At 57.7% G+C, this 17,764-nt stretch carries 17 protein-coding genes, 1 tRNA gene and 1 pseudogene; 11 read left to right on the top strand and 8 right to left on the bottom strand.

The window, feature by feature from the left end:
- The first annotated feature begins 18 nt into the window (after nucleotides 1–18).
- Genes P7A97_RS17000 through P7A97_RS16980 form a run of 5 tightly spaced genes read left to right on the top strand, consistent with a single transcriptional unit; the run spans nucleotide 19 to nucleotide 4,087 of the window.
- The gene (locus P7A97_RS17000) at nucleotides 19–825 is read left to right on the top strand and encodes an alkaline phosphatase family protein (protein ID WP_277691255.1); all 807 of its coding nucleotides are present in this window, start codon (nucleotides 19–21) and stop codon (nucleotides 823–825) included.
- Complete coding sequence (locus P7A97_RS16995; RefSeq protein ID WP_277691254.1) at nucleotides 825–1,664, top strand: ABC transporter permease subunit; 840 nt, start codon at nucleotides 825–827, stop codon at nucleotides 1,662–1,664. Before P7A97_RS17000 ends, P7A97_RS16995 begins: the two co-directional genes overlap by 1 nt.
- A complete protein-coding gene (locus P7A97_RS16990; RefSeq protein WP_277691253.1) occupies nucleotides 1,654–2,448 on the top strand; it encodes an ABC transporter permease in 795 nt (264 codons plus the stop codon). Before P7A97_RS16995 ends, P7A97_RS16990 begins: the two co-directional genes overlap by 11 nt.
- Nucleotides 2,445–3,434 carry an ABC transporter ATP-binding protein gene (locus tag P7A97_RS16985; RefSeq protein WP_277691252.1) on the top strand — a complete coding sequence of 330 codons (990 nt, stop codon included), beginning with the start codon at nucleotides 2,445–2,447 and terminating at the stop codon, nucleotides 3,432–3,434. Before P7A97_RS16990 ends, P7A97_RS16985 begins: the two co-directional genes overlap by 4 nt.
- On the top strand, nucleotides 3,434–4,087 hold the full coding sequence (locus P7A97_RS16980; RefSeq protein WP_277691251.1) for an HAD family hydrolase: 654 nt from the start codon (nucleotides 3,434–3,436) through the stop codon (nucleotides 4,085–4,087). The genes P7A97_RS16985 and P7A97_RS16980 overlap by 1 nt, the downstream gene beginning before the upstream one ends.
- 1 nt (nucleotide 4,088) lies before the next feature.
- Here P7A97_RS16980 and P7A97_RS16975 read toward each other — a convergent pair whose 3' ends face one another.
- Nucleotides 4,089–5,051 carry an NAD(P)H-quinone oxidoreductase gene (locus P7A97_RS16975; protein WP_277691250.1) on the bottom strand — a complete coding sequence of 321 codons (963 nt, stop codon included), beginning with the start codon at nucleotides 5,049–5,051 and terminating at the stop codon, nucleotides 4,089–4,091.
- Nucleotides 5,052–5,206: 155 nt separating this feature from the next.
- Here P7A97_RS16975 and P7A97_RS16970 point away from each other — a divergent pair, with 155 nt between their 5' ends.
- The 4 genes and pseudogenes from P7A97_RS16970 to P7A97_RS16955 all read left to right on the top strand — a co-directional run bounded on the left by P7A97_RS16970 (nucleotide 5,207) and on the right by P7A97_RS16955 (nucleotide 11,535).
- Entirely contained in the window at nucleotides 5,207–7,285 is a 2,079-nt protein-coding gene (locus P7A97_RS16970) for a carboxy terminal-processing peptidase (RefSeq protein ID WP_277691249.1), read from the top strand.
- A gap of 92 nt (nucleotides 7,286–7,377) precedes the next feature.
- A pseudogene (locus P7A97_RS16965) lies at nucleotides 7,378–8,721 on the top strand (EAL domain-containing protein); the annotation flags it as partial.
- 457 nt (nucleotides 8,722–9,178) lie between these two features.
- On the top strand, nucleotides 9,179–10,405 hold the full coding sequence (locus P7A97_RS16960) for an ImmA/IrrE family metallo-endopeptidase (protein WP_277691248.1): 1,227 nt from the start codon (nucleotides 9,179–9,181) through the stop codon (nucleotides 10,403–10,405).
- The gene (locus P7A97_RS16955) at nucleotides 10,402–11,535 is read left to right on the top strand and encodes a beta family protein (RefSeq protein WP_277691247.1); all 1,134 of its coding nucleotides are present in this window, start codon (nucleotides 10,402–10,404) and stop codon (nucleotides 11,533–11,535) included. The genes P7A97_RS16960 and P7A97_RS16955 overlap by 4 nt, the downstream gene beginning before the upstream one ends.
- 35 nt (nucleotides 11,536–11,570) lie before the next feature.
- On the opposite strand, the gene P7A97_RS16950 is transcribed toward P7A97_RS16955, so the two are convergent.
- Complete coding sequence (locus tag P7A97_RS16950) at nucleotides 11,571–13,316, bottom strand: hypothetical protein (RefSeq protein WP_277691246.1); 1,746 nt, start codon at nucleotides 13,314–13,316, stop codon at nucleotides 11,571–11,573.
- Between the two features lie 169 nt (nucleotides 13,317–13,485).
- On the opposite strand from P7A97_RS16950, the gene P7A97_RS16945 reads away from it, so the two are divergent.
- Entirely contained in the window at nucleotides 13,486–13,929 is a 444-nt protein-coding gene (locus tag P7A97_RS16945; protein ID WP_347177306.1) for a diguanylate cyclase, read from the top strand.
- Here the strand turns inward: P7A97_RS16945 and P7A97_RS16940 are convergent.
- The 3 genes from P7A97_RS16940 to P7A97_RS16930 are packed head-to-tail and all read right to left on the bottom strand — an operon-like array spanning nucleotide 13,913 to nucleotide 15,065.
- Nucleotides 13,913–14,392, bottom strand: a complete 480-nt coding sequence (locus P7A97_RS16940; RefSeq protein ID WP_277691245.1) for a sel1 repeat family protein — start codon at nucleotides 14,390–14,392, stop codon at nucleotides 13,913–13,915. The genes P7A97_RS16945 and P7A97_RS16940 overlap by 17 nt on opposite strands.
- Entirely contained in the window at nucleotides 14,392–14,757 is a 366-nt protein-coding gene (locus tag P7A97_RS16935) for a hypothetical protein (RefSeq protein ID WP_277691244.1), read from the bottom strand. Before P7A97_RS16935 ends, P7A97_RS16940 begins: the two co-directional genes overlap by 1 nt.
- Entirely contained in the window at nucleotides 14,754–15,065 is a 312-nt protein-coding gene (locus P7A97_RS16930) for a helix-turn-helix transcriptional regulator (protein WP_277691243.1), read from the bottom strand. The genes P7A97_RS16935 and P7A97_RS16930 overlap by 4 nt, the downstream gene beginning before the upstream one ends.
- A gap of 164 nt (nucleotides 15,066–15,229) precedes the next feature.
- Between P7A97_RS16930 and P7A97_RS16925 the strand changes: the two genes are divergently transcribed.
- Nucleotides 15,230–15,934 (top strand): transporter substrate-binding domain-containing protein, encoded by a 705-nt coding sequence (locus P7A97_RS16925; protein ID WP_277691242.1) that lies wholly within the window; start codon nucleotides 15,230–15,232, stop codon nucleotides 15,932–15,934.
- Here the strand turns inward: P7A97_RS16925 and P7A97_RS16920 are convergent.
- The 3 genes from P7A97_RS16920 to P7A97_RS16910 form a co-directional block, all read right to left on the bottom strand.
- Nucleotides 15,931–16,350: a DUF1232 domain-containing protein gene (locus tag P7A97_RS16920; RefSeq protein ID WP_277691240.1), complete on the bottom strand. Its 420-nt coding sequence runs from the start codon at nucleotides 16,348–16,350 to the stop codon at nucleotides 15,931–15,933. The genes P7A97_RS16925 and P7A97_RS16920 overlap by 4 nt on opposite strands.
- Nucleotides 16,351–16,705: 355 nt before the next feature.
- A complete protein-coding gene (locus P7A97_RS16915; protein ID WP_277691239.1) occupies nucleotides 16,706–17,416 on the bottom strand; it encodes an FKBP-type peptidyl-prolyl cis-trans isomerase in 711 nt (236 codons plus the stop codon).
- A 222-nt stretch (nucleotides 17,417–17,638) separates the two neighbouring features.
- Nucleotides 17,639–17,715: transfer RNA gene (locus P7A97_RS16910), tRNA-Asp, on the bottom strand.
- Nucleotides 17,716–17,764: the final 49 nt, after the last annotated feature.

Here is a 17,764-nt window from a genome sequence, read left to right as displayed (position 1 = left end):
CACACCAAGGAATTCCCGATGAAGCACAAAGTCATCCTGGTACTGCTCGACGGCCTCAACTTCGAGGTCGCCAGCCACGCCCTGGGCCACCTGTATGCCTACCGCAACGCCGGCCGCGCCCAGCTGTACAAGCTGGAATGCGAACTGCCGGCGCTGTCGCGCCCGCTCTACGAATGCATCCTCACTGGCGTCGCGCCGATCGACAGCGGCGTGGTGCACAACGATGTGGTGCGTCTGTCCAACCAGCGCAGCGTGTTCCACTACGCCCACGAAGCCGGCCTGAGTACCGCCGCGGCGGCCTACCACTGGGTCAGCGAGCTGTACAACCGCGCACCCTTCGTCAGTGCCCGCGATCGCCTGACCTGCGACAGCAGCCTGCCGATCCAGCATGGCCTGTTCTACTGGGCCGACCATTACCCGGACTCGCACCTGTTCGCCGATGCCGAGAGCCTGCGCCTGGCGCACAGCCCGGACTTCCTCCTGGTGCACCCGATGAACATCGACGACGCCGGCCATCGCCACGGCGGCCAGTCGCCCGAATACCGCAACGCCGCCCGCCGCGCCGACGTGATCCTCGCCGACTACCTGCAGCGCTGGCTGGATGCCGGCTATCAGGTAATGGTGACCGCCGACCATGGCATGAACGCAGACCGCTCGCACAACGGCCTGCTGCCGGAAGAGCGTGAAGTACCGCTGCTGGTGCTGGGCGACGCCTTCAGCCTCGATCCGGAGGCTGCACCACGCCAGACCGAGCTGTGCGGCACCCTTTGCGCCCTGCTCGGCGCGCCCCACGACAAAACCCTGTGCAAGGAACTGCTCAAGTGATGCCTGCATTACGCGGCAAATGGCTGCCTCTGCTCTGCCTGCTGCCCTTCGCCCTCTTTTTCTTCGCCTTCCAGATCGCCCCGCTACTGTGGGTGGCGATCAACAGTCTGATCGTCGGCGATACATGGAGCCTGGCCAACTTCCAGAAGATCTTCTCGTCCAAGTTCTACCTGCAGGCGATCAAGCACAGCCTGCAGATCGCCTTCTGGTCGAGCCTGTTCGGCATCGTCATCGCCATCCTCGGCAGCTACTCGCTGCGCCAGGTGGACTCGAAGCTGCGCGACTTCGTCATGGCCTTCTCCAACATGACCAGCAACTTCGCCGGCGTGCCGCTGGCCTTCGCCTTCATCATCCTGCTCGGCTTCAACGGCGCACTGACCCTGCTGCTCAAGCAGGCCGGGCTGATCGAGGATTTCAACCTCTACTCCAAGACCGGCCTGATCGTGCTCTACACCTACTTCCAGATTCCCCTGGGCGTGCTGCTGCTCTACCCGGCCTTCGACGCTCTGCGCCAGGACTGGCGCGAGTCGGCGCAACTGCTCGGCGCCGGCACCTGGGACTTCTGGCGGCATATCGGTCTGCCGGTACTGACCCCGGCGCTGCTCGGTACCTTCGTCATCCTGCTGGCCAACGCCCTGGGCGCCTATGCCACCGTGTACTACCTGACCACCGGCAACTTCAACGTGATGCCCATCCGCATCGCCGGTCTGGTCGCCGGCGACATCAGCCTCGACCCCAACCTGGCCAGTGCCCTGGCGATGGTGCTGGTCGGCCTGATGGCGCTGATCACCGTGGTTCATCAATGGCTGCTGCGCAGGAGTTATCACGATGCGCACTGAAAGCAAACCCGCCGCCCTCTACCACCGCATCGTGGTCTGGCTACTGTTCCTGATCCTGCTATTGCCACTGGCGGCGACCTTGCTCTACTCGCTGTCCACCAGCTGGGGCGCGACCATCCTGCCGGACGGCCTGACCCTCAAGTGGTATCTGGCACTGTGGAGCGACAGCCGCTTTCTGAACGCCTTCGGCCAGTCGCTGCTGGTCTGTTTCGGCGCTCTGGCCCTGTCGGCGCTATTGATCCTGCCGCTGCTGTTCGTGGTGCATTACCACTTCCCCAAGCTGGACGGGGTGATGAACATCCTCATCCTGCTGCCGTTCGCCGTGCCGCCGGTGGTGTCCTCGGTGGGCCTGCTGCAGGTCTATGGCTCCGGGCCACTGGCGATGGTCGGCACACCGTGGATCCTGATCGGCTGCTACTTCACCGTGGCCCTGCCGTTCATGTACCGCGCCATCACCAACAACCTGCAGGCGATCAACCTGCGCGACCTGATGGACGCCGCCCACCTGCTCGGCGCCAGCACCTGGAAGGCCGCCTTCCTGGTGGTGCTGCCCAACCTGCGCAACGGCCTGATGGTGTCGCTGTTCCTTTCCTTCAGCTTCCTGTTCGGTGAGTTCGTGTTCGCCAACCTGCTGGTCGGCACCCGCTACGAAACCCTGCAGGTGTACCTGAACAACATGCGCAACAGCAGCGGCCACTTCAACAGCGCCCTGGTCATCTCCTACTTCTTCTTCGTACTGGTCTTCACCTGGGCGGCCACTCGCCTGAATAAGGACAAGGCATGAGTTACCTTTCCATCCGTAATCTGCACAAAAGCTACGGCAACACGCCGATCTTCAGCGACATCCACTGCGAGATCGAACAGGGCGAGTTCGTCACCCTGCTCGGCCCTTCCGGCTGCGGCAAATCCACCCTGCTGCGCTGCATCGCCGGCCTCACCGAAGTCGACGGCGGGCAAATCCTCCTCGGCGAACAGGACCTGGTGCCGCTGACGCCGCAGAAGCGCGGCATCGGCATGGTGTTCCAGAGCTATGCGCTGTTCCCCAACATGACGGTGGCGCAGAACGTCGCCTTCGGCCTGCGCATGCAGAAGGTCGGCAAGGACGAAACCGCCCAGCGCGTCGACGAAGTGCTGCGCCTGGTGGAGCTGCACGAGTTTGCCGCGCGCTACCCGCACCAGCTCTCCGGCGGCCAGTGCCAGCGCGTGGCCCTGGCGCGCTCGCTGGTCACCCGCCCGCGCCTGCTGCTGCTCGACGAGCCGCTGTCGGCTCTGGATGCGCGCATCCGCAAACACCTGCGTGAGCAGATCCGCGCCATCCAGCAGGAGCTGGGTCTGACCACCCTCTTCGTCACCCACGACCAGGAAGAAGCGCTGACCATGAGCGACCGCATCTTCCTGATGAACGCCGGCAAGATCGTCCAGAGCGGCGATGCCGAATCGCTCTATACCGCCCCGGTGGATGCCTTCGCCGCGGGCTTCATCGGCAACTACAACCTGCTCGATGCCGACACCGCCAGCCGCCTGTTGCTGCGCCCGGTAAACAGCCGCATCGCCATCCGTCCCGAGGCCATCCAGCTACACGACAGCGGCACCATCGCCGCCGAAGTACTCGGCCACAGCCTGCTGGGCAACGTCATCCGCTACCGGGTACAGGCCAACGGCGTGGAACTGCTGGTAGACGTACTCAATCGCAGCGAAGGCGAGCTGATCGGCAAGGGCCAGTGCATCGGCCTGTCCATCGACGCCAACGCAATCCGGGAGGTGGCCTGATGGCCCTGGCAATCTTCGATCTCGACGAAACCCTGATCCACGGCGACTGCGCCTCGCTCTGGGCCGAGCACATGGTCGACCTGCAGTGGGTCGACCGCGACAGTTTCCTGACCCGCGAGCAGGAGCTGATGACCCTGTACTCCCAAGGCAAGCTGGCCATGGAGGATTACATGGCCTTCACCCTGTCGCCGCTGGTGGGTCGCACGCCGGAGGAAGTGGCCTTCGTCGTCGAGCCCTTCGTCGAGGACGTGATCGAGCCGATCATCTACAGCGACGCCATGCGCTGTCTGGCCAGCCACCGCGCGGCCGGTGACCGCCTGCTGATCATCTCCGCCTCGGCGCACTTCCTGGTCAGCGCCATCGGCGAGCGCCTGGGCGTCGAAGAAGTGCTGGCCATCGACTGCGAACTGCAACACGGCTGCTACAGCGGTCGCACCCAGGGCGTGCTGACCTACCGCGAAGGCAAGGTCACCCGCCTCGACGCCTGGCTGCAGGCCGAGGGCGAGACTCTGGAGGGGGCGCACTTCTACTCGGATTCGCGCAACGACCTGCCGTTGCTGGCGCAGGTGCCGTACCCGCATGCGGTCAATCCCGACCCGACGCTGCGCGAGCATGCGCAACGCGAGGGCTGGGACATCCTGCACTGGCGTTAACTCAGACCAGGCTGTCGTCGAGCTGCAGCACCAGCTTGCCACTGACCTGATTGCTGGCCAGCGCGGCGAAGGCCGCTTCGGCGTCCTTGGCCGCATAGGCACGCTCCAGCTGCGGCTTCAGCCGGCCTTCGCCGAACAGCGGCCAGACGTGGTGCTGCAAATCCGCCATCAGCTCGGCCTTGAACTGCTCGTCACGGTTGCGCAGGGTCGAGCCGGTCAGCTGGATGCGCTTGCCCAGCAGCAGCGCCATGTCCAGCTGCGCCTTGCTGCCGCCCATCAAGCCGATGCACACCCAGCGCCCATCGCGGGCCAGCAGTTGCAGGTTGAGGTCGGCATAGCTGGCACCGACCGGATCGAGAATCGCATCGAAGGGACCGAAGTCGCGCAGGCTCTGCAGATCCTCACTGCGAATCGCCCCGCCCTGGGCACCCAGCGCTTCGCAGTAGGCCAGACGCTCGGCCGAACCGACGCTGACCCAGCAGGGGTTGCCGAACGCCTTGCACAGCTGGATCGCTGCCGAGCCGACACCGCTGGCACCCGCGTGCAGCAGCACCTTCTCGCCGGGCTTGATAGCCGCCAGCTGGAACAAGTTGAGCCAGGCGGTGGCATAGACTTCCGGCAGCGCCGCAGCTTCAAGCAGTGACACGCCTTCCGGCACCGGCAGCGCATGGCGCGCATCGACCAGCACTTCCTCGGCTATGCCACCACCGGCCAACAGCGCGCAGACCCGCTCGCCCACCTGCCACTGACTGCCCGGCCCAGCCTCGACCACAACCCCGGAGCATTCCAGGCCGAGCGTATCGCTGGCACCCGGGGGTGGCGGATAGTGGCCGGCGCGTTGCAACAGGTCCGCACGGTTGAGGCCAGCGGCGGCGACACGAATGCGGATCTGCCCCACATCGCAGGCAGAAAGCGACCGTTCCACCCATTCCAACTGCCCCTCAACGCCTTGCAATGCCTTCATGCTGCCTCCATAGTGAATGAGACCCCGGCGTAGACGGCGCGCGGCTTGCGCCACCGCACTCCGGGTTTTTGCATTTTGCCGCTCGGCTCCAACGGAACCGGCGCCCTACTAGACGGCCTAATATGCGTTATCACCTGCCTTCGCGTCGAACCACCATGCAGAGACTTATCCCCGCTACCGCCCTCGCCCTGCTGCTTGGGTTCAATGCCCTGCCCGCCGCCGCCAAGGCCGCAGCCGAAAACTGGGCCTACCTGCAGCCGGATCGCGAACAGGTGATCGCCAGCCTCAATGTGGTCGAGCTACTCAAGCGCCACCACTACAACAAGCCGCCTCTGGACGATGCCCGCTCGCAGAAAATCTACGAGGGCTACCTGCAGATGCTCGACCCGGCGCGCAGCTACTTCACCGCCGCCGATATCGAGAAGTTCGACCGCTGGAGCAAGCGCTTCGACGACCTGCTCAAGGGTGGCGACCTGGAGCCAGGCTTCATCATCTACCGCACCTACCTGCAGCGCTCCGAAGAGCGTCTCGACTACGTCGACGCCCTGCTCGCCAAGGGGGTCGACAAGATCGACTTCAGCATCGACGAGAACCTGCTGGTGGATCGCGAAAAGGCCCCCTGGGCCAAGAACAACGCCGAACTGGACGATCTCTGGCGCAAGCGCGTCAAGGACGAAGTACTGCGCCTGAAGATCGCCGGCAAGGAGCCCAAGGACATTCAGGAGCTGCTGCAAAAGCGCTACAAGAATCAGCGCAAGCGTCTGGCGCAGACCCGTGGCGAAGACGTGTTCCAGGCCTACATCAACGCCTTCGCGCAAACCTACGACCCGCACACCAACTACCTCTCGCCGGACAACGCGGAAAACTTCGACATCAACATGAGTCTGTCGCTGGAAGGCATCGGTGCCGTCCTGCAAAACGACAACGAGTACGTCAAGGTCGTACGCCTGGTGCCGGCGGGCCCGGCCGAGAAGAGCAAGCTGATCTCCCCGGCCGACAAGATCATCGGCGTGGCCCAGGGCGACAAGGAAATGGTCGACGTGATCGGCTGGCGCCTCGACGAAGTGGTCAAGCTGATCCGTGGCCCGAAAGGTTCCAAGGTGCGCCTGGAAGTAATCCCCGCCAGCAACGCGCCGAGCGACCTGACCAGCAAGGTGGTCACCATCGTTCGCGAGGCAGTCAAGCTGGAGGAACAGGCGGCGCAGAAGTCCGTGCTCAAGCTGCAGCATGAAGGCCGCGAATACAAACTCGGGGTGATCAAGGTTCCGGCCTTCTACCTCGACTTCAAGGCCTACCGCGCCCAGGACCCGAACTACAAGAGCACTACCCGCGACGTGAAACGCCTGCTCGGCGAACTGAAGCAGGAAAAAGTCGACGGCGTGGTCATCGACCTGCGCGACAACGGCGGCGGCTCCCTGCAGGAAGCCACCGAACTGACCGGCCTGTTCATCGATCAGGGCCCCACCGTACTGGTACGCAACAGCGACGGCCGCGTCGACGTCCTGGCCGACGAAGAACCCGGCGTGTTCTACAACGGCCCGATGGCAGTGCTGGTGGATCGCCTGTCCGCCTCCGCTTCGGAAATCTTCGCCGGCGCCATGCAGGACTACCATCGCGCCCTGATCCTCGGCGGCCAGACCTTCGGCAAGGGCACGGTGCAAACCATCCAGCCGCTCAACCATGGCGAGCTGAAGCTGACCCTAGCCAAGTTCTACCGGGTTTCCGGGCAAAGCACCCAGCACCAAGGCGTGCTACCGGATATCGCCTACCCGAACATCGTGGATACCCAGGAAATCGGCGAGAGCGCCCTGCCCGAGGCCATGCCCTGGGACAGCATCAAACCGGCCGTACGCCCGGACAGCAACCCCTACAAACCCTTCCTGGCCGAACTCAAGGCCCGCCACGAGTCGCGTACGGCGAACGATCCGGACTTCGTCTTCACCCGCGAGCGCCTGGCGCTGACCCAGGAGCTGATGGCCGAGACCAGCGTCAGCCTCAACGAGGAAAAACGCCGCGCCCAGCACGCCGATATCGAGAAGCGTCAACTGGCCCTGGAAAACACCAAGCGCAAGGCCAAGGGCGAGGAATTGCTCAAGGAAATCAAAGCGGAAGATGAAGACGCCAGCCCTGTCGAGCCGGAAAAGACCAAGCCGGAAGACGACGCCTACCTGGCGGAGAGCGGGCGCATCCTGCTCGACTACCTGGGACTGGAGGCGACCATCGCCAAGCACTGAGGCAATGGTCATCAAACAGTCACTGAACTGTCGTGAAATAGAGGCCGGTAGCGATACCGGCCTTTTTCTTTTCCGCCAGATCGAGACACCCCATGACCGTCACCGAGCAGTTGAGCGCCCTGGAGTCCATCCTTGCTCACGGCGACCTCCATAGCCTGTTCCAGCCCATCATCAGCCTCTCCGAGCAGCGTATTCTCGGCTACGAAGCCCTGACCCGTGGTCCATCGAACAGCCCACTGCACGCTCCCATCGCCCTGTTCAGCGTGGCCCGCAATTGCGGGCGCCTGAGCGAACTGGAACTGCAGGCCCGCAAGAGCGCCTGCCAGTGTTTCAGCGCACAGAAACTGCACGGCAAGCTCTTCCTTAACGTCTCGCCGGAGTCGCTGCTGGAGCCCAGCCACCAGCCGGGCCGTACCCTGAAGCTGCTGAGGGACTTCGGCATTCCGCCGGATCAGGTCGTCATCGAGCTGACCGAGCAGGCCCCCATCGACGATTTCGCTCTGCTCGACACCGCCCTGCACCACTACCGCGCCATGGGTTTCTCCATCGCCCTGGACGATCTGGGCGCCGGTTATTCCAGCCTGCGCCTGTGGTCGGAACTGCGCCCGGACTACGTGAAGATCGACCGCCACTTCATCGACGGCATCCACCAGGATGCGGTCAAACGCGAGTTCGTCGATTCCATCCTGAAGATGGCCCGTGCCTCGCGCGCCCAGGTGATCGCCGAAGGCATCGAACTGGAAGAGGAGCTGGCCACGCTGATCGAGATGGGCATCGATCTGGTGCAGGGCTATCTGCTCTGCCGTCCTCAGGAACAGCCGCCCCGCGATGCGCAGAAACTGCTGCCGCGTTTGGATAACCTGTCTCCCACGCTGGGTGAAGAGAGCGGCGACCTGTCAGCACTGCTCAACGAGCAGCAGGCCGTGCCGCAGCAGACCGCCATCGCCGAAGTGCTGGAGGCTTTCCGCGCCCAGGCCAACCTCAATTCCCTGGCGGTGCTCGACGAGCAGGGCCAACCGGTGGGCATCGTCCACCGCCACTCGCTGTCGGACGCACTGCTCAAGCCCTTCGCCACCGACCTGTTCGCCCGCAAGCCGATCAGCCGCCTGATGAGCCAGGACTTCCTCGCCGTCGATATCGGCCAGTCGCTGCAACAGGTCAGCCGACTGCTCACCAGCCGCGCCCGGCAGCGCATGGAGGAAGACTTCATCATCGTGCAGAACGGCCGCTACCGCGGCCTGGGGAGAGTTATCGATGTGCTCAAGCTGATCACCGAACTGAAGATCCAGCAGGCCCGCCATGCCAACCCGCTGACCCTGCTACCGGGCAACGTGCCCATCCAGCAATGCCTGGGACGCCTGCTGCAGCAAAGCCGCGAAGCCGTGGTGTGCTATGTGGATATCGACAGCTTCAAGCCATTCAACGACCTGTACGGAGGCAATTTATTCCAGACGCCGGAGCAAGCAAAAGAGGTGATCAATAAGATTTTTGACCTCATTGAGCGTGAGCTGACCACCACACTCTGAGTCTGCAGTAGAACCAACCATCATGTTCCCAATCTGGGAACATTCCGCTTGACAGCTCTCCAGGCGCACCCCTATATTGTTCCCAAATTGGGAACAAAGCATCAATCATGAAATTGCTAGGGCGTGAGAAGCTCGTAACCCTTAGGGGGGAAAGCGAGCACATAGATAAGTGGATTTCTAACTGGGTGAGCGAAATTTCGCACGCCCACTGGAAGCACTCCTCTGAGCTTCTAGAGCAGTACCCCAAAGCCCAAAAGCTGGAAGAGAACCACTTTTCCTTTTGCGTCTGCTCATCGGGACACTTTCTAGAATTGAAAATTGCCTTTGCCCAAGGCATTGCGATCATTACTAAGCTTATTAAAAAACTATGAATACTATTGAAGCAAAAGTCATTAGAACCGAAGAGCAGTACAGAGAGTACTTCGACAAGGTTCAAGAGCTTATTCATAAAATGCCAGCGCCAGGCACTGATGAAAGTGACGACCTTGAGCTTCTGTCCGTGCTAATTGAGGATTATGAAAAGAATAAATACCCCGTAGAGGCACCTGACCCAATTGATGCCATTTTGTTCAGAATGGAGGAAAAAGGTCTTAAACAAGCTGACCTAGTTCCTTATTTTGGAACACGCAGTCGAGTGTCAGAAATACTCTCACGAAAAAGACCCCTCACAGTTCCAATGATCAGAGCATTAGCTATAGGACTTGGAATATCGACTGACACGTTAATTGGGCTTTCTGAAATAGAGAACACTCCTAAAAAAGAAAGTATCGACTGGAAAAAATTTCCAGTCGCCGAAATGGTGACACGGGGATGGATTCAGAAGGCTACAGACAAAGCGAAATCTAGTGCCGAAGAAATAGTAAAAAACTTCATCTTCGAGATGGGGCTGCAAACTGGCGGAGCATCCTTTAGAAGGACTCTAAAAGGTGAGGCTGCAACTCCTACCACAAATTACACTCTATATGCATGGGTCGCACGAATAATCCAGAAATCAAGAGAGACCCGAAAAACAAATGAGTACAAAAAAGACTCAATAAACAATAGCCTCATAAAAGAACTATCACAACTAAGTAGATTTGAAAGCGGCCCCTTGCTGGCTAAAAAACTACTAGAAGATATAGGCGTATCCGTAATTATAGAGCCACACCTAAAAGGGACAATGCTTGACGGCGCTGCATTATTAGATGCAGACGGAACACCAATAATTGGCCTTACACTTCGCAACGATAGGATTGATAATTTCTGGTTCACACTGATACACGAAGTTGCACACATCTGGAAACACATGGATGATAGCTCCGAAGCAATATTAGATGATCTAGAAAGACCATCTGAAGACAAGAGAGAAGCCGAAGCAAATAGAATTGCAAGAGAAGCCTTCATACCTCGATCCATATGGAAAAGATCAGATGCGTATCTAAATCCAAGCAAAGAATCTATATTAGATCTTGCTAGAAATTTAAAAATACACCCTGCGATTATCGCAGGCAGATTGCGACAAGAAAGCGGCAACTACAATCTCTTCTCTGACCTTGTGGGACAAGGCGAAGTAAGAAAGCTGTTTAAATCCGAAATGCAGGGTGACATATTATGAACGATCAGTATTTCCCGGTCTTGAAGGCCAAAAAAGGCGAGCTAGATGCCCTGAGCAACCTTTCTCAAAGCGTTCTTGCTAGAACAACACCGATCATTGAACTCACCAAGCTTGGCGGATTGCAGCTGGAAACTGCCCAGAGGCGGACAGATACTCCCTTCAAAGATTATATTGAAAAGTGCTCAGCCGATATTGCGAAAGCAATTCCTAAAAAACAGATAATGCTCGATATTTTCCAGTGGCCAGAAAATTTCCTGCTTGAGTCAGGCGAGCATATTTTGAATTATGCAGTCGACCAGCTTACAGAGAAAGGTATTCTCCCCTGCCCTTTAATTGGTTATGACCGCTGGGAAACCCCTGAATATAAAGAGGCAATTAAGTCTATCAGACTTGGCAAAGATCAATTTTTCAGCATTCGCTTGGATAGCGTAGCTTTAGAGGACATGCTTGACCCTGACTACTTCAATGAGGTTATTGAAGACATACTGGCAGAGGCAAATCTAATCCCGCTAAACACACCAGTCATAATTGACCTCGAAGACATTACCAAGAAGTCTGTCAATGACGCCATTGAGACGATTAGCCGGGCATATGAACATATGCGCTCCCTAGGCTTCACCTATATTATTTCGGTGGGAAGCTCAATTCCGACATCGGTAAATCATGCAGTAAAAACACCAGACTCATCAGCCACAATTTTCAGGAAAGAGGTGCTGGCCTGGAAAGGCTTCTTGCAGGCATATCCTACAGCAAGCATCTACTTTGGCGACTATGGTGTTCGTAATCCAAGAGCAGTTGATAACATTATCGCCCCTGACATGAATGGAAAAATCAGGTACACAATAGAAAATAGCTACTTCATAGCTCGTGGACACTCATTACGGCGAGAAAATAAAGCAGCACAGAACAATGTGCTTGCCCGAGCTATCGTAGAGTCCCCACATTACATGGGGGAGAACTTCAGCTGGGGGGACTATCGCATTATGGAGTGCAGCAAAGGAAAGTTTGTCGGAAACCCGACCACATGGATATCCATTGACACCAATCATCATATTAGCGCCCTGACTACTGAAATATATGAATTCGCCAGTAAGATTGCTGCAGCAGCAACAAGAACTGCAAAGATCTGAGGACAAAGGCCCATGCTGAGCATGGGCCTTAAACATTAACTCTTCCGAACCAGTGTGTCATAAGCGTCCTGATAACTCATATACACATTCGTTCTAAGAGCATTCAGATTAGATTCTGCCCTTATTCTTAGTATCGCTTCAAATGCTCTTACAAATATCTGCTCGAAAGCCCGCTGCGACTCATCATCTGATGCTCTAATCGTTGCAAAACCCAAACAGAAAGAAATCCAAGAGTGAAGATTTTCGGAATCCGAACCAGCGAAGAAATTATAAAACTCTTCCACCTCACAACAAGACAAACTCAGATAATCATCTCTATCCAAGCCATTAGTTCCCGCATACGGAATAATGTAATCCTCAAATTTTTTTACAATTCTAGAACTTTCTATATAAGCCGTTAGCGCTTCAGACAAAAACACATCCCCAGGCCATCTAAAAATCTCCCTCCTGCTTATAGCCACTCCCTGCTCCCTCATGCCCACAAAATAACTATCAACCACTTGTTCCAAACGCTCTATGCGCCCCACACCCCTATAAAAAAAGCAAATAGAATCCAGATCCATAACACTCATCTTATTTAGACAAGCAGCTATAGCCCTTTCAAATCCTGCTATTATCTCTCCCTCATCATCCCTAAACGAACACCTATATACTCTCCACGCCTCTTGCAGCAGCTGAACATCCTCATTGTGCTTAACATTCTCAGCTGCTTTTTCTGCAAGCATTCTAAGTCCAGCCTCATCAAGGTAGCCTTTCTCAACGAGAGAAATAACCGCCTCATCTAACTCATCACACCTAATAAACCCATATTTACGAAGCAAGTTCGATGATTTATTTTTAAGATTCTGAGCAGCACCACCCTCATCCTCTAAACCCTCTTCGAAAAACTTTTCGAACCCTCCACCCCCAAACTCCCTGATAGCAGTAATAGCAACCTTATCCGGATCGCTCGAATATATAGACCAAACTGCCAAAGTAAGAGTATTAAGAACTTGCCTAACAACAGCATCAGGATACCCCACAAGCACATCTCTTAAAGCTCCAGAAAAATACTTCACTTTCTTCAAGAGGCGTATATTTGATATACCTAAAGCAAGGGAGTTTTCAATTGCCTTTCTTTCATAGTCATCCTCATAGTTAAAAACGATATTAGCTGCCTCCTCCGGGGTAGGAGAAAACTCTACCTCATAGTCAAAAACCTTCTCACTAAATTGTAAATACTCAGCAGCATCACCAGTTACCTGCCCTTGATTCAGTATCAGAATTACGCTGCAATTTTTCTTCTCAACGAGATGAGAAATAAGACCTAATATCTCTCTCCCAGAAAGACCAGAACTCTTTCTTTCATAGTCATCAATGCAAATTAATGAATCAGAAACACTGGCAAATGAAACGGCATCTACAACACCCCCCAACCCTTTAACAAAGGGAATAGAGGCTGCCTCCGCAGTGACCCTCACCCCCTTCCGAAAAGCTCTATCTAAAGCTTGCCCGACCCCTGCAACATTATCCATCAAGCTTCTAAAATCACCGCTGACATCAGCAGTCTCGCTAGAAACCACATTTTCAAATATCCCACGTTTCAAATCAGAAAGATTACTTAGCCCAAAAAGAGAGACATAGGAATATTTTCTCCGTGAAATTTTCTCTTTCTTTTGTTTGAGCACAGAATCCCACAAGTAAGTTTTCCCTGTCCCCCAGTCCCCCTTTAGCACAATAGCCTTAGCTTCCTGCCCAGAAATAAATTTCTCTAATGCCGAACGTACCTGCTCAACTGACATTTCCGCTCCTTAGACTGACTTCTAATACCTACGCCCCATACATTAGCAATGTATGCACGTAATGAGAAAAGTACCTCTGTAAACGCAAGGGCATTTTTCACAAATGAAGCAACAGAGCGACTTTTTGGGAATGCATCTACTACGGCAGCAGAGCTAAGATTTTTCTCGAATTAAGCCCCTGACCGACCTGTACGGCTATGCCAAGGGCGACGAAGTGCTGCTGTGCCTGGCGCAGTGCCTGAACGAACGGGTCGATCCCAGCCGCGACTTCGTCGGGCATATCGGCGGCGACGACTTTCTCCTGGTGCTGGGCTCGGTGGACTGGCGCAAGCGCCTCAATCAGTTGCTGGAAGATTTTCAGGCCCAGTGCCGGCGTTTCTACCATGAGGAACACCTGCAGGCCGGCTGCTTCGTCAGCCACAACCGCCAGGGCAAGCGCGAGGAGTTTCCGCTGTTGTCACTGTCGGTCGGCGTGGTTCATCTGCACCCGCAAAGCTGCCAGCACCTCGACGCCAGTCAGCTGGCCGGCATGGCTTCCGAGGCCAAGCGCCACGCCAAGGCGGTACCGGGCTACAGCCTGCACATTCTCGACACGCTCAGTCTCTCGGCTTGAGCCCAAGCTCCACGGCACGCCGGGCATATTGCTCGGCCAGAAGTGGGTCTGCCTCAACGCCGGGTGCGCCATCACGATACAGGTTGGAGAGACGCTGAGCCGCCAGCGGATGTCCCGCCTCGCTAGCCAGCCCCCACCAGCGGGCCGCCGCTTCGCGATCAGGCGCCTGGCGACTATCGCCCGCCAGCACCTGCACGCCCACCTGGTAAGCCGCCTTGCCATCGCCGCCCTGGGCAGCCAGACGCAACAAACGCAGCCCCTCTTCGCGAGCGCCCAAACCCTGGCCGCGAAACAGCAGGATATGGCCGTAGAAGCTTTGCGCCGGCACATCGCCCATGGCAGCCATCCGGGCGTACTGCCCCTGCATCCAGGCCCAGGCACGCGGCTGGCGCAATAACCATGACCAATGAAACAGACGCCGCGCCAGCCAGTAACTCAGGCGGGCACGCAGGCGCAGGAGCATCAGGGCTCCTCGGGATAGCTGAACTCGAAGACCCGCGCCACTTCGGCGGCATGCCAGGAGGCAGCAGCCACACCATCGGAGGGGCCGGTAAAGCGTCCCAGACGCGTGACGTAATCGAAGAAGCCGGTACGTGGCAGGCGGCTGGCGCCCTGACTGATCACCAGCGCACTGCGCAGTGGACGCTCGGCGCGAGCATCCAGCGCGGCCAGATGCTCCAGCGCGGCGGTCAGGGTCTGCATGGCAGGAGTCGGCAGCTGCAGGCGCTCAACCAGAGCACGGTAGGTCAGCAGATGGCGTTGACGCCGGGCATGCTCCAACTCCCCGAGCAAAGCCTGCCAGTGCTGTCGATGAATACGTACGCTCAAGACGGCTGCTCCCAGTCAGCCACTTCGAGCACCCGCGCCAGCGAGCGCAGAATCGCGCCGTCCGGCTCACGCTCACCGCTCTCGATCAGGCCCAGATAGTGCGGGCTGATTCCCACGGCCCGCGCCAGATCGGCCTGGGACATTCCTTTTGCCTCGCGCAGTTCGGCCAATCGGCTCAGTGGCGAACTGGCAGCCTCCGCCGCTGGGGCTACAGCCTGCCCGGCAGCCTGTAGCAGGGCCTGATATTCGGCCCAGGGCAGCACGGCGTATTCCGGTGCCCCCTCGCGCATGATCACTTGCACACTCATACAACACTCCATGAAACCCAGTGCCAACACGCCCGGCACGTCCTTGCAGCTCATGTTCAACAGCCCGGTTATGGTGCAAGCCTGACCTATACTGACCCCGCAGACAAGAGTCGAGAGGCCTTAGAACAGTGGTGATACGCAGCTTTCTAGCGGGGGCACTGCTTATGAGCAGCACTCCGGCCACGGCAGAGTTGCTCTGGGGCTTCGGCCCGCATGACGGCATGCCCTATGTCGCCGTACGCCAGCATCAACTGATCGGCGGTTTCACCCACCTGCTGGGCGCACGGGTGAGCAGTGAACTGGCCATCCCGGTGCGCTTCATCGAGACCCCCAACAACCGTCTCGAAGCTTTTCTGCTCGAAGGCCGCATCCAGATCATCTGCAATGCCCATCCGGACTGGATGCCTCAAGCCAGTCGCCTGCACTGGTCTGCGCCGCTGTATCAGGAAGAGGATCGCCTGCTGCAACATATGCAGAGCCCCGACTTCAGCGACCTTGCCAAGCTGCAGGGTAAGAGCCTGGGTACCAGCCTGGGCTTCATCTACACAGAGCCGCTGATGAGTGCATTCAGCAACGGCAAAGTAGTGCGCCAGGATGTGAGCGACTTGGAAACCCGTCTGCAGATGCTCAGCCGTCAGCGCCTGGATGCCCTGATCGACATGCAGCGCCCATTGGCCTACCGCCTGCGCCGCAACCCGACACTACCGGTACGTTTCAGCAGCTGGGTGGTAAATCGATACTGGATGCATTGCGCCTACAGTCCGCATCTGAAAATGGCAGCGGAACAACTCGACCAAGTGCTGCTCGAACTGCGCGACAGCGGTGCAATAGAAGCACTGTTCGAACAGGCCAACCGGGAAAACCATTAACTCTCCTGAGGCAACTTCTCGATACGCGCCAGCTCCTGCGGCGACTGTTGGGCTCGCCAACCCGCATAACGCTGCAACTCGTCGTCCCAGGTGCGCAACACCCAGGCCAACACCGCCAAATCATCCAGCAAGCCCAGCCCCAGCAGCCAGTCCGGCACCGCATCCAGCGGCGCCAGGAAGTACACGAGCGCAGCGACCACCGCCAGCAGGGCCTTGGAGTTAATGGCGCGATACTCACCACGCCACCAGGCCGCGCACAGCCCCTGCAGTAATAACAAATCCTCGCGCAGCCGCGAGAATCGCTCGCTACTAGTGCTTTTTCTCGACACCGCCAACAGCAATGCCGGCAGCCGTCCACGACTCAACACACGTCGAGCCTGACGCAGGTAACGGTCACCTACCGCACGATATTTCATCGTCACCTCCAGCAATACCGCACCAGTACTGATTCGCAGCAGGTTATCCACCAAGCCTGTGGATAAACCTGTGAACACATCCTTTACAACACGAGCAAACGCCCAAGCCACGGGGCCGGACAACAGATCGAACATTTTTTGGACAGCAGAAAAAATTCATTAAAATCATAAAGTTATGTTATGCGACCTGATCGCAGAAACCGTAACAGTCGCTAGCAGAAGAGTTACCACACGAATGTGCATAAGCGTAACACCTGCCCTCTCTCACCTCCCTTTCAGACTCACCAGTCGCCGATTAATCCGCCCCCAATGAAAACGCCCCGACAAGCGGGGCGTTTCTGACCAGGGGATCGCCTTATTCGGCAGACGCAGCCGGATCTTTGATCGCCAGCAGTTCCAGGTCGAACACCAGCACCGAGTTGGCCGGAATCGCCGGGCTCGGGCTCTGTGCGCCATAGGCCAGCTCACTGGGGATGTACAGCTTGTACTTTTCACCCACGTGCATCAGCTGCAGACCTTCAACCCAACCCGGGATTACGCCGCTGACCGGCAGATCGATGGGGCTGCCACGCTCGATGGAGCTGTCGAACACACTGCCATCCGTCAGCTTGCCTTCGTAGTGCACAGTCACCACGTCGGTCGCCTTGGGCTGGGCGCCATCGGTCTTCTTGATCACTTCGTACTGCAGGCCGGACTCGGTGGTGACCACGCCTTCCTTCTTGCCGTTCTCTTCGAGGAATTTCTTGCCGGCAGCCGCCGACTCCTCGTTGAGCTTGGCCATGCGTTCCTCGGCGCGCTTTTGCAGGAAGGCAAAGGCTTCGGACAGTTCCTCATCCTTCAGCTTCTGCTCTTTCTTGCCGATGGCATCCTCGATACCCAGAGCAACGGCCTTGGAGTCCAGATCATCCAGACCTTCCTGCGACAGGCTCTTGCCCATGTTCAGGCCGATGCCATAAGAGGCTTTCTGCGCGGGAGTCTTCAGCTCCACTTCGCTGGTCTGTGCATCGCAGCCAGCCAGAACCAGGCCAACCAGGGCAACCGCTGCCGCAAGACGATGTTGTTTCATGCTTGTTCCTTGTGATGCCGCGTGGGGCGAGAAGAGAGAGCGCGAGCTTAGCAGCCCGCGACAAGCACTGGCTACGGCACATTAGGAACAGTGAACCAGAGATAAGTTCAGATATTGGCGGGCATTCAAGCTGCGAAACTACGCAGGATTTGCAGGCAAAAAAAAGCGACCTTTGCGGTCGCTTCTTTCAGCCGGATCAGCAGTGTGACCAAGGCTTGTATATGGCGCAGCGGACGGGACTCGAACCCGCGACCCCCGGCGTGACAGGCCGGTATTCTAACCGACTGAACTACCGCTGCGCGTAACTGCGAGATTGGTGGGTGATGACGGGATCGAACCGCCGACCCT

Source organism: Pseudomonas sp. GOM6 (assembly GCF_029537485.1).
Lineage (GTDB): Bacteria > Pseudomonadota > Gammaproteobacteria > Pseudomonadales > Pseudomonadaceae > Aquipseudomonas.
Note: the sequence above shows the minus strand (reverse complement) of the source record. Positions and strands in the feature narration are given on the sequence as shown.

What these genes read in the sequence shown, in the direction of transcription:
- P7A97_RS16995 (WP_277691254.1), top strand. Translation starts at nt 825, where the DNA reads ATGCCTGCATTACGCGGCAAATGGCTGCCTCTGCTCTGCCTGCTGCCC.
- P7A97_RS16950 (WP_277691246.1), bottom strand. Translation starts at nt 13,316, where the DNA reads ATGTCAGTTGAGCAGGTACGTTCGGCATTAGAGAAATTTATTTCTGGG.
- P7A97_RS16985 (WP_277691252.1), top strand. Translation starts at nt 2,445, where the DNA reads ATGAGTTACCTTTCCATCCGTAATCTGCACAAAAGCTACGGCAACACG.
- P7A97_RS16925 (WP_277691242.1), top strand. Translation starts at nt 15,230, where the DNA reads ATGAGCAGCACTCCGGCCACGGCAGAGTTGCTCTGGGGCTTCGGCCCG.
- P7A97_RS16940 (WP_277691245.1), bottom strand. Translation starts at nt 14,392, where the DNA reads ATGCTCCTGCGCCTGCGTGCCCGCCTGAGTTACTGGCTGGCGCGGCGT.
- P7A97_RS16930 (WP_277691243.1), bottom strand. Translation starts at nt 15,065, where the DNA reads ATGAGTGTGCAAGTGATCATGCGCGAGGGGGCACCGGAATACGCCGTG.
- P7A97_RS16955 (WP_277691247.1), top strand. Translation starts at nt 10,402, where the DNA reads ATGAACGATCAGTATTTCCCGGTCTTGAAGGCCAAAAAAGGCGAGCTA.
- P7A97_RS16990 (WP_277691253.1), top strand. Translation starts at nt 1,654, where the DNA reads ATGCGCACTGAAAGCAAACCCGCCGCCCTCTACCACCGCATCGTGGTC.
- P7A97_RS16980 (WP_277691251.1), top strand. Translation starts at nt 3,434, where the DNA reads ATGGCCCTGGCAATCTTCGATCTCGACGAAACCCTGATCCACGGCGAC.
- P7A97_RS16975 (WP_277691250.1), bottom strand. Translation starts at nt 5,051, where the DNA reads ATGAAGGCATTGCAAGGCGTTGAGGGGCAGTTGGAATGGGTGGAACGG.
- P7A97_RS16970 (WP_277691249.1), top strand. Translation starts at nt 5,207, where the DNA reads ATGCAGAGACTTATCCCCGCTACCGCCCTCGCCCTGCTGCTTGGGTTC.
- P7A97_RS17000 (WP_277691255.1), top strand. Translation starts at nt 19, where the DNA reads ATGAAGCACAAAGTCATCCTGGTACTGCTCGACGGCCTCAACTTCGAG.
- P7A97_RS16915 (WP_277691239.1), bottom strand. Translation starts at nt 17,416, where the DNA reads ATGAAACAACATCGTCTTGCGGCAGCGGTTGCCCTGGTTGGCCTGGTT.
- P7A97_RS16960 (WP_277691248.1), top strand. Translation starts at nt 9,179, where the DNA reads ATGAATACTATTGAAGCAAAAGTCATTAGAACCGAAGAGCAGTACAGA.
- P7A97_RS16920 (WP_277691240.1), bottom strand. Translation starts at nt 16,350, where the DNA reads ATGAAATATCGTGCGGTAGGTGACCGTTACCTGCGTCAGGCTCGACGT.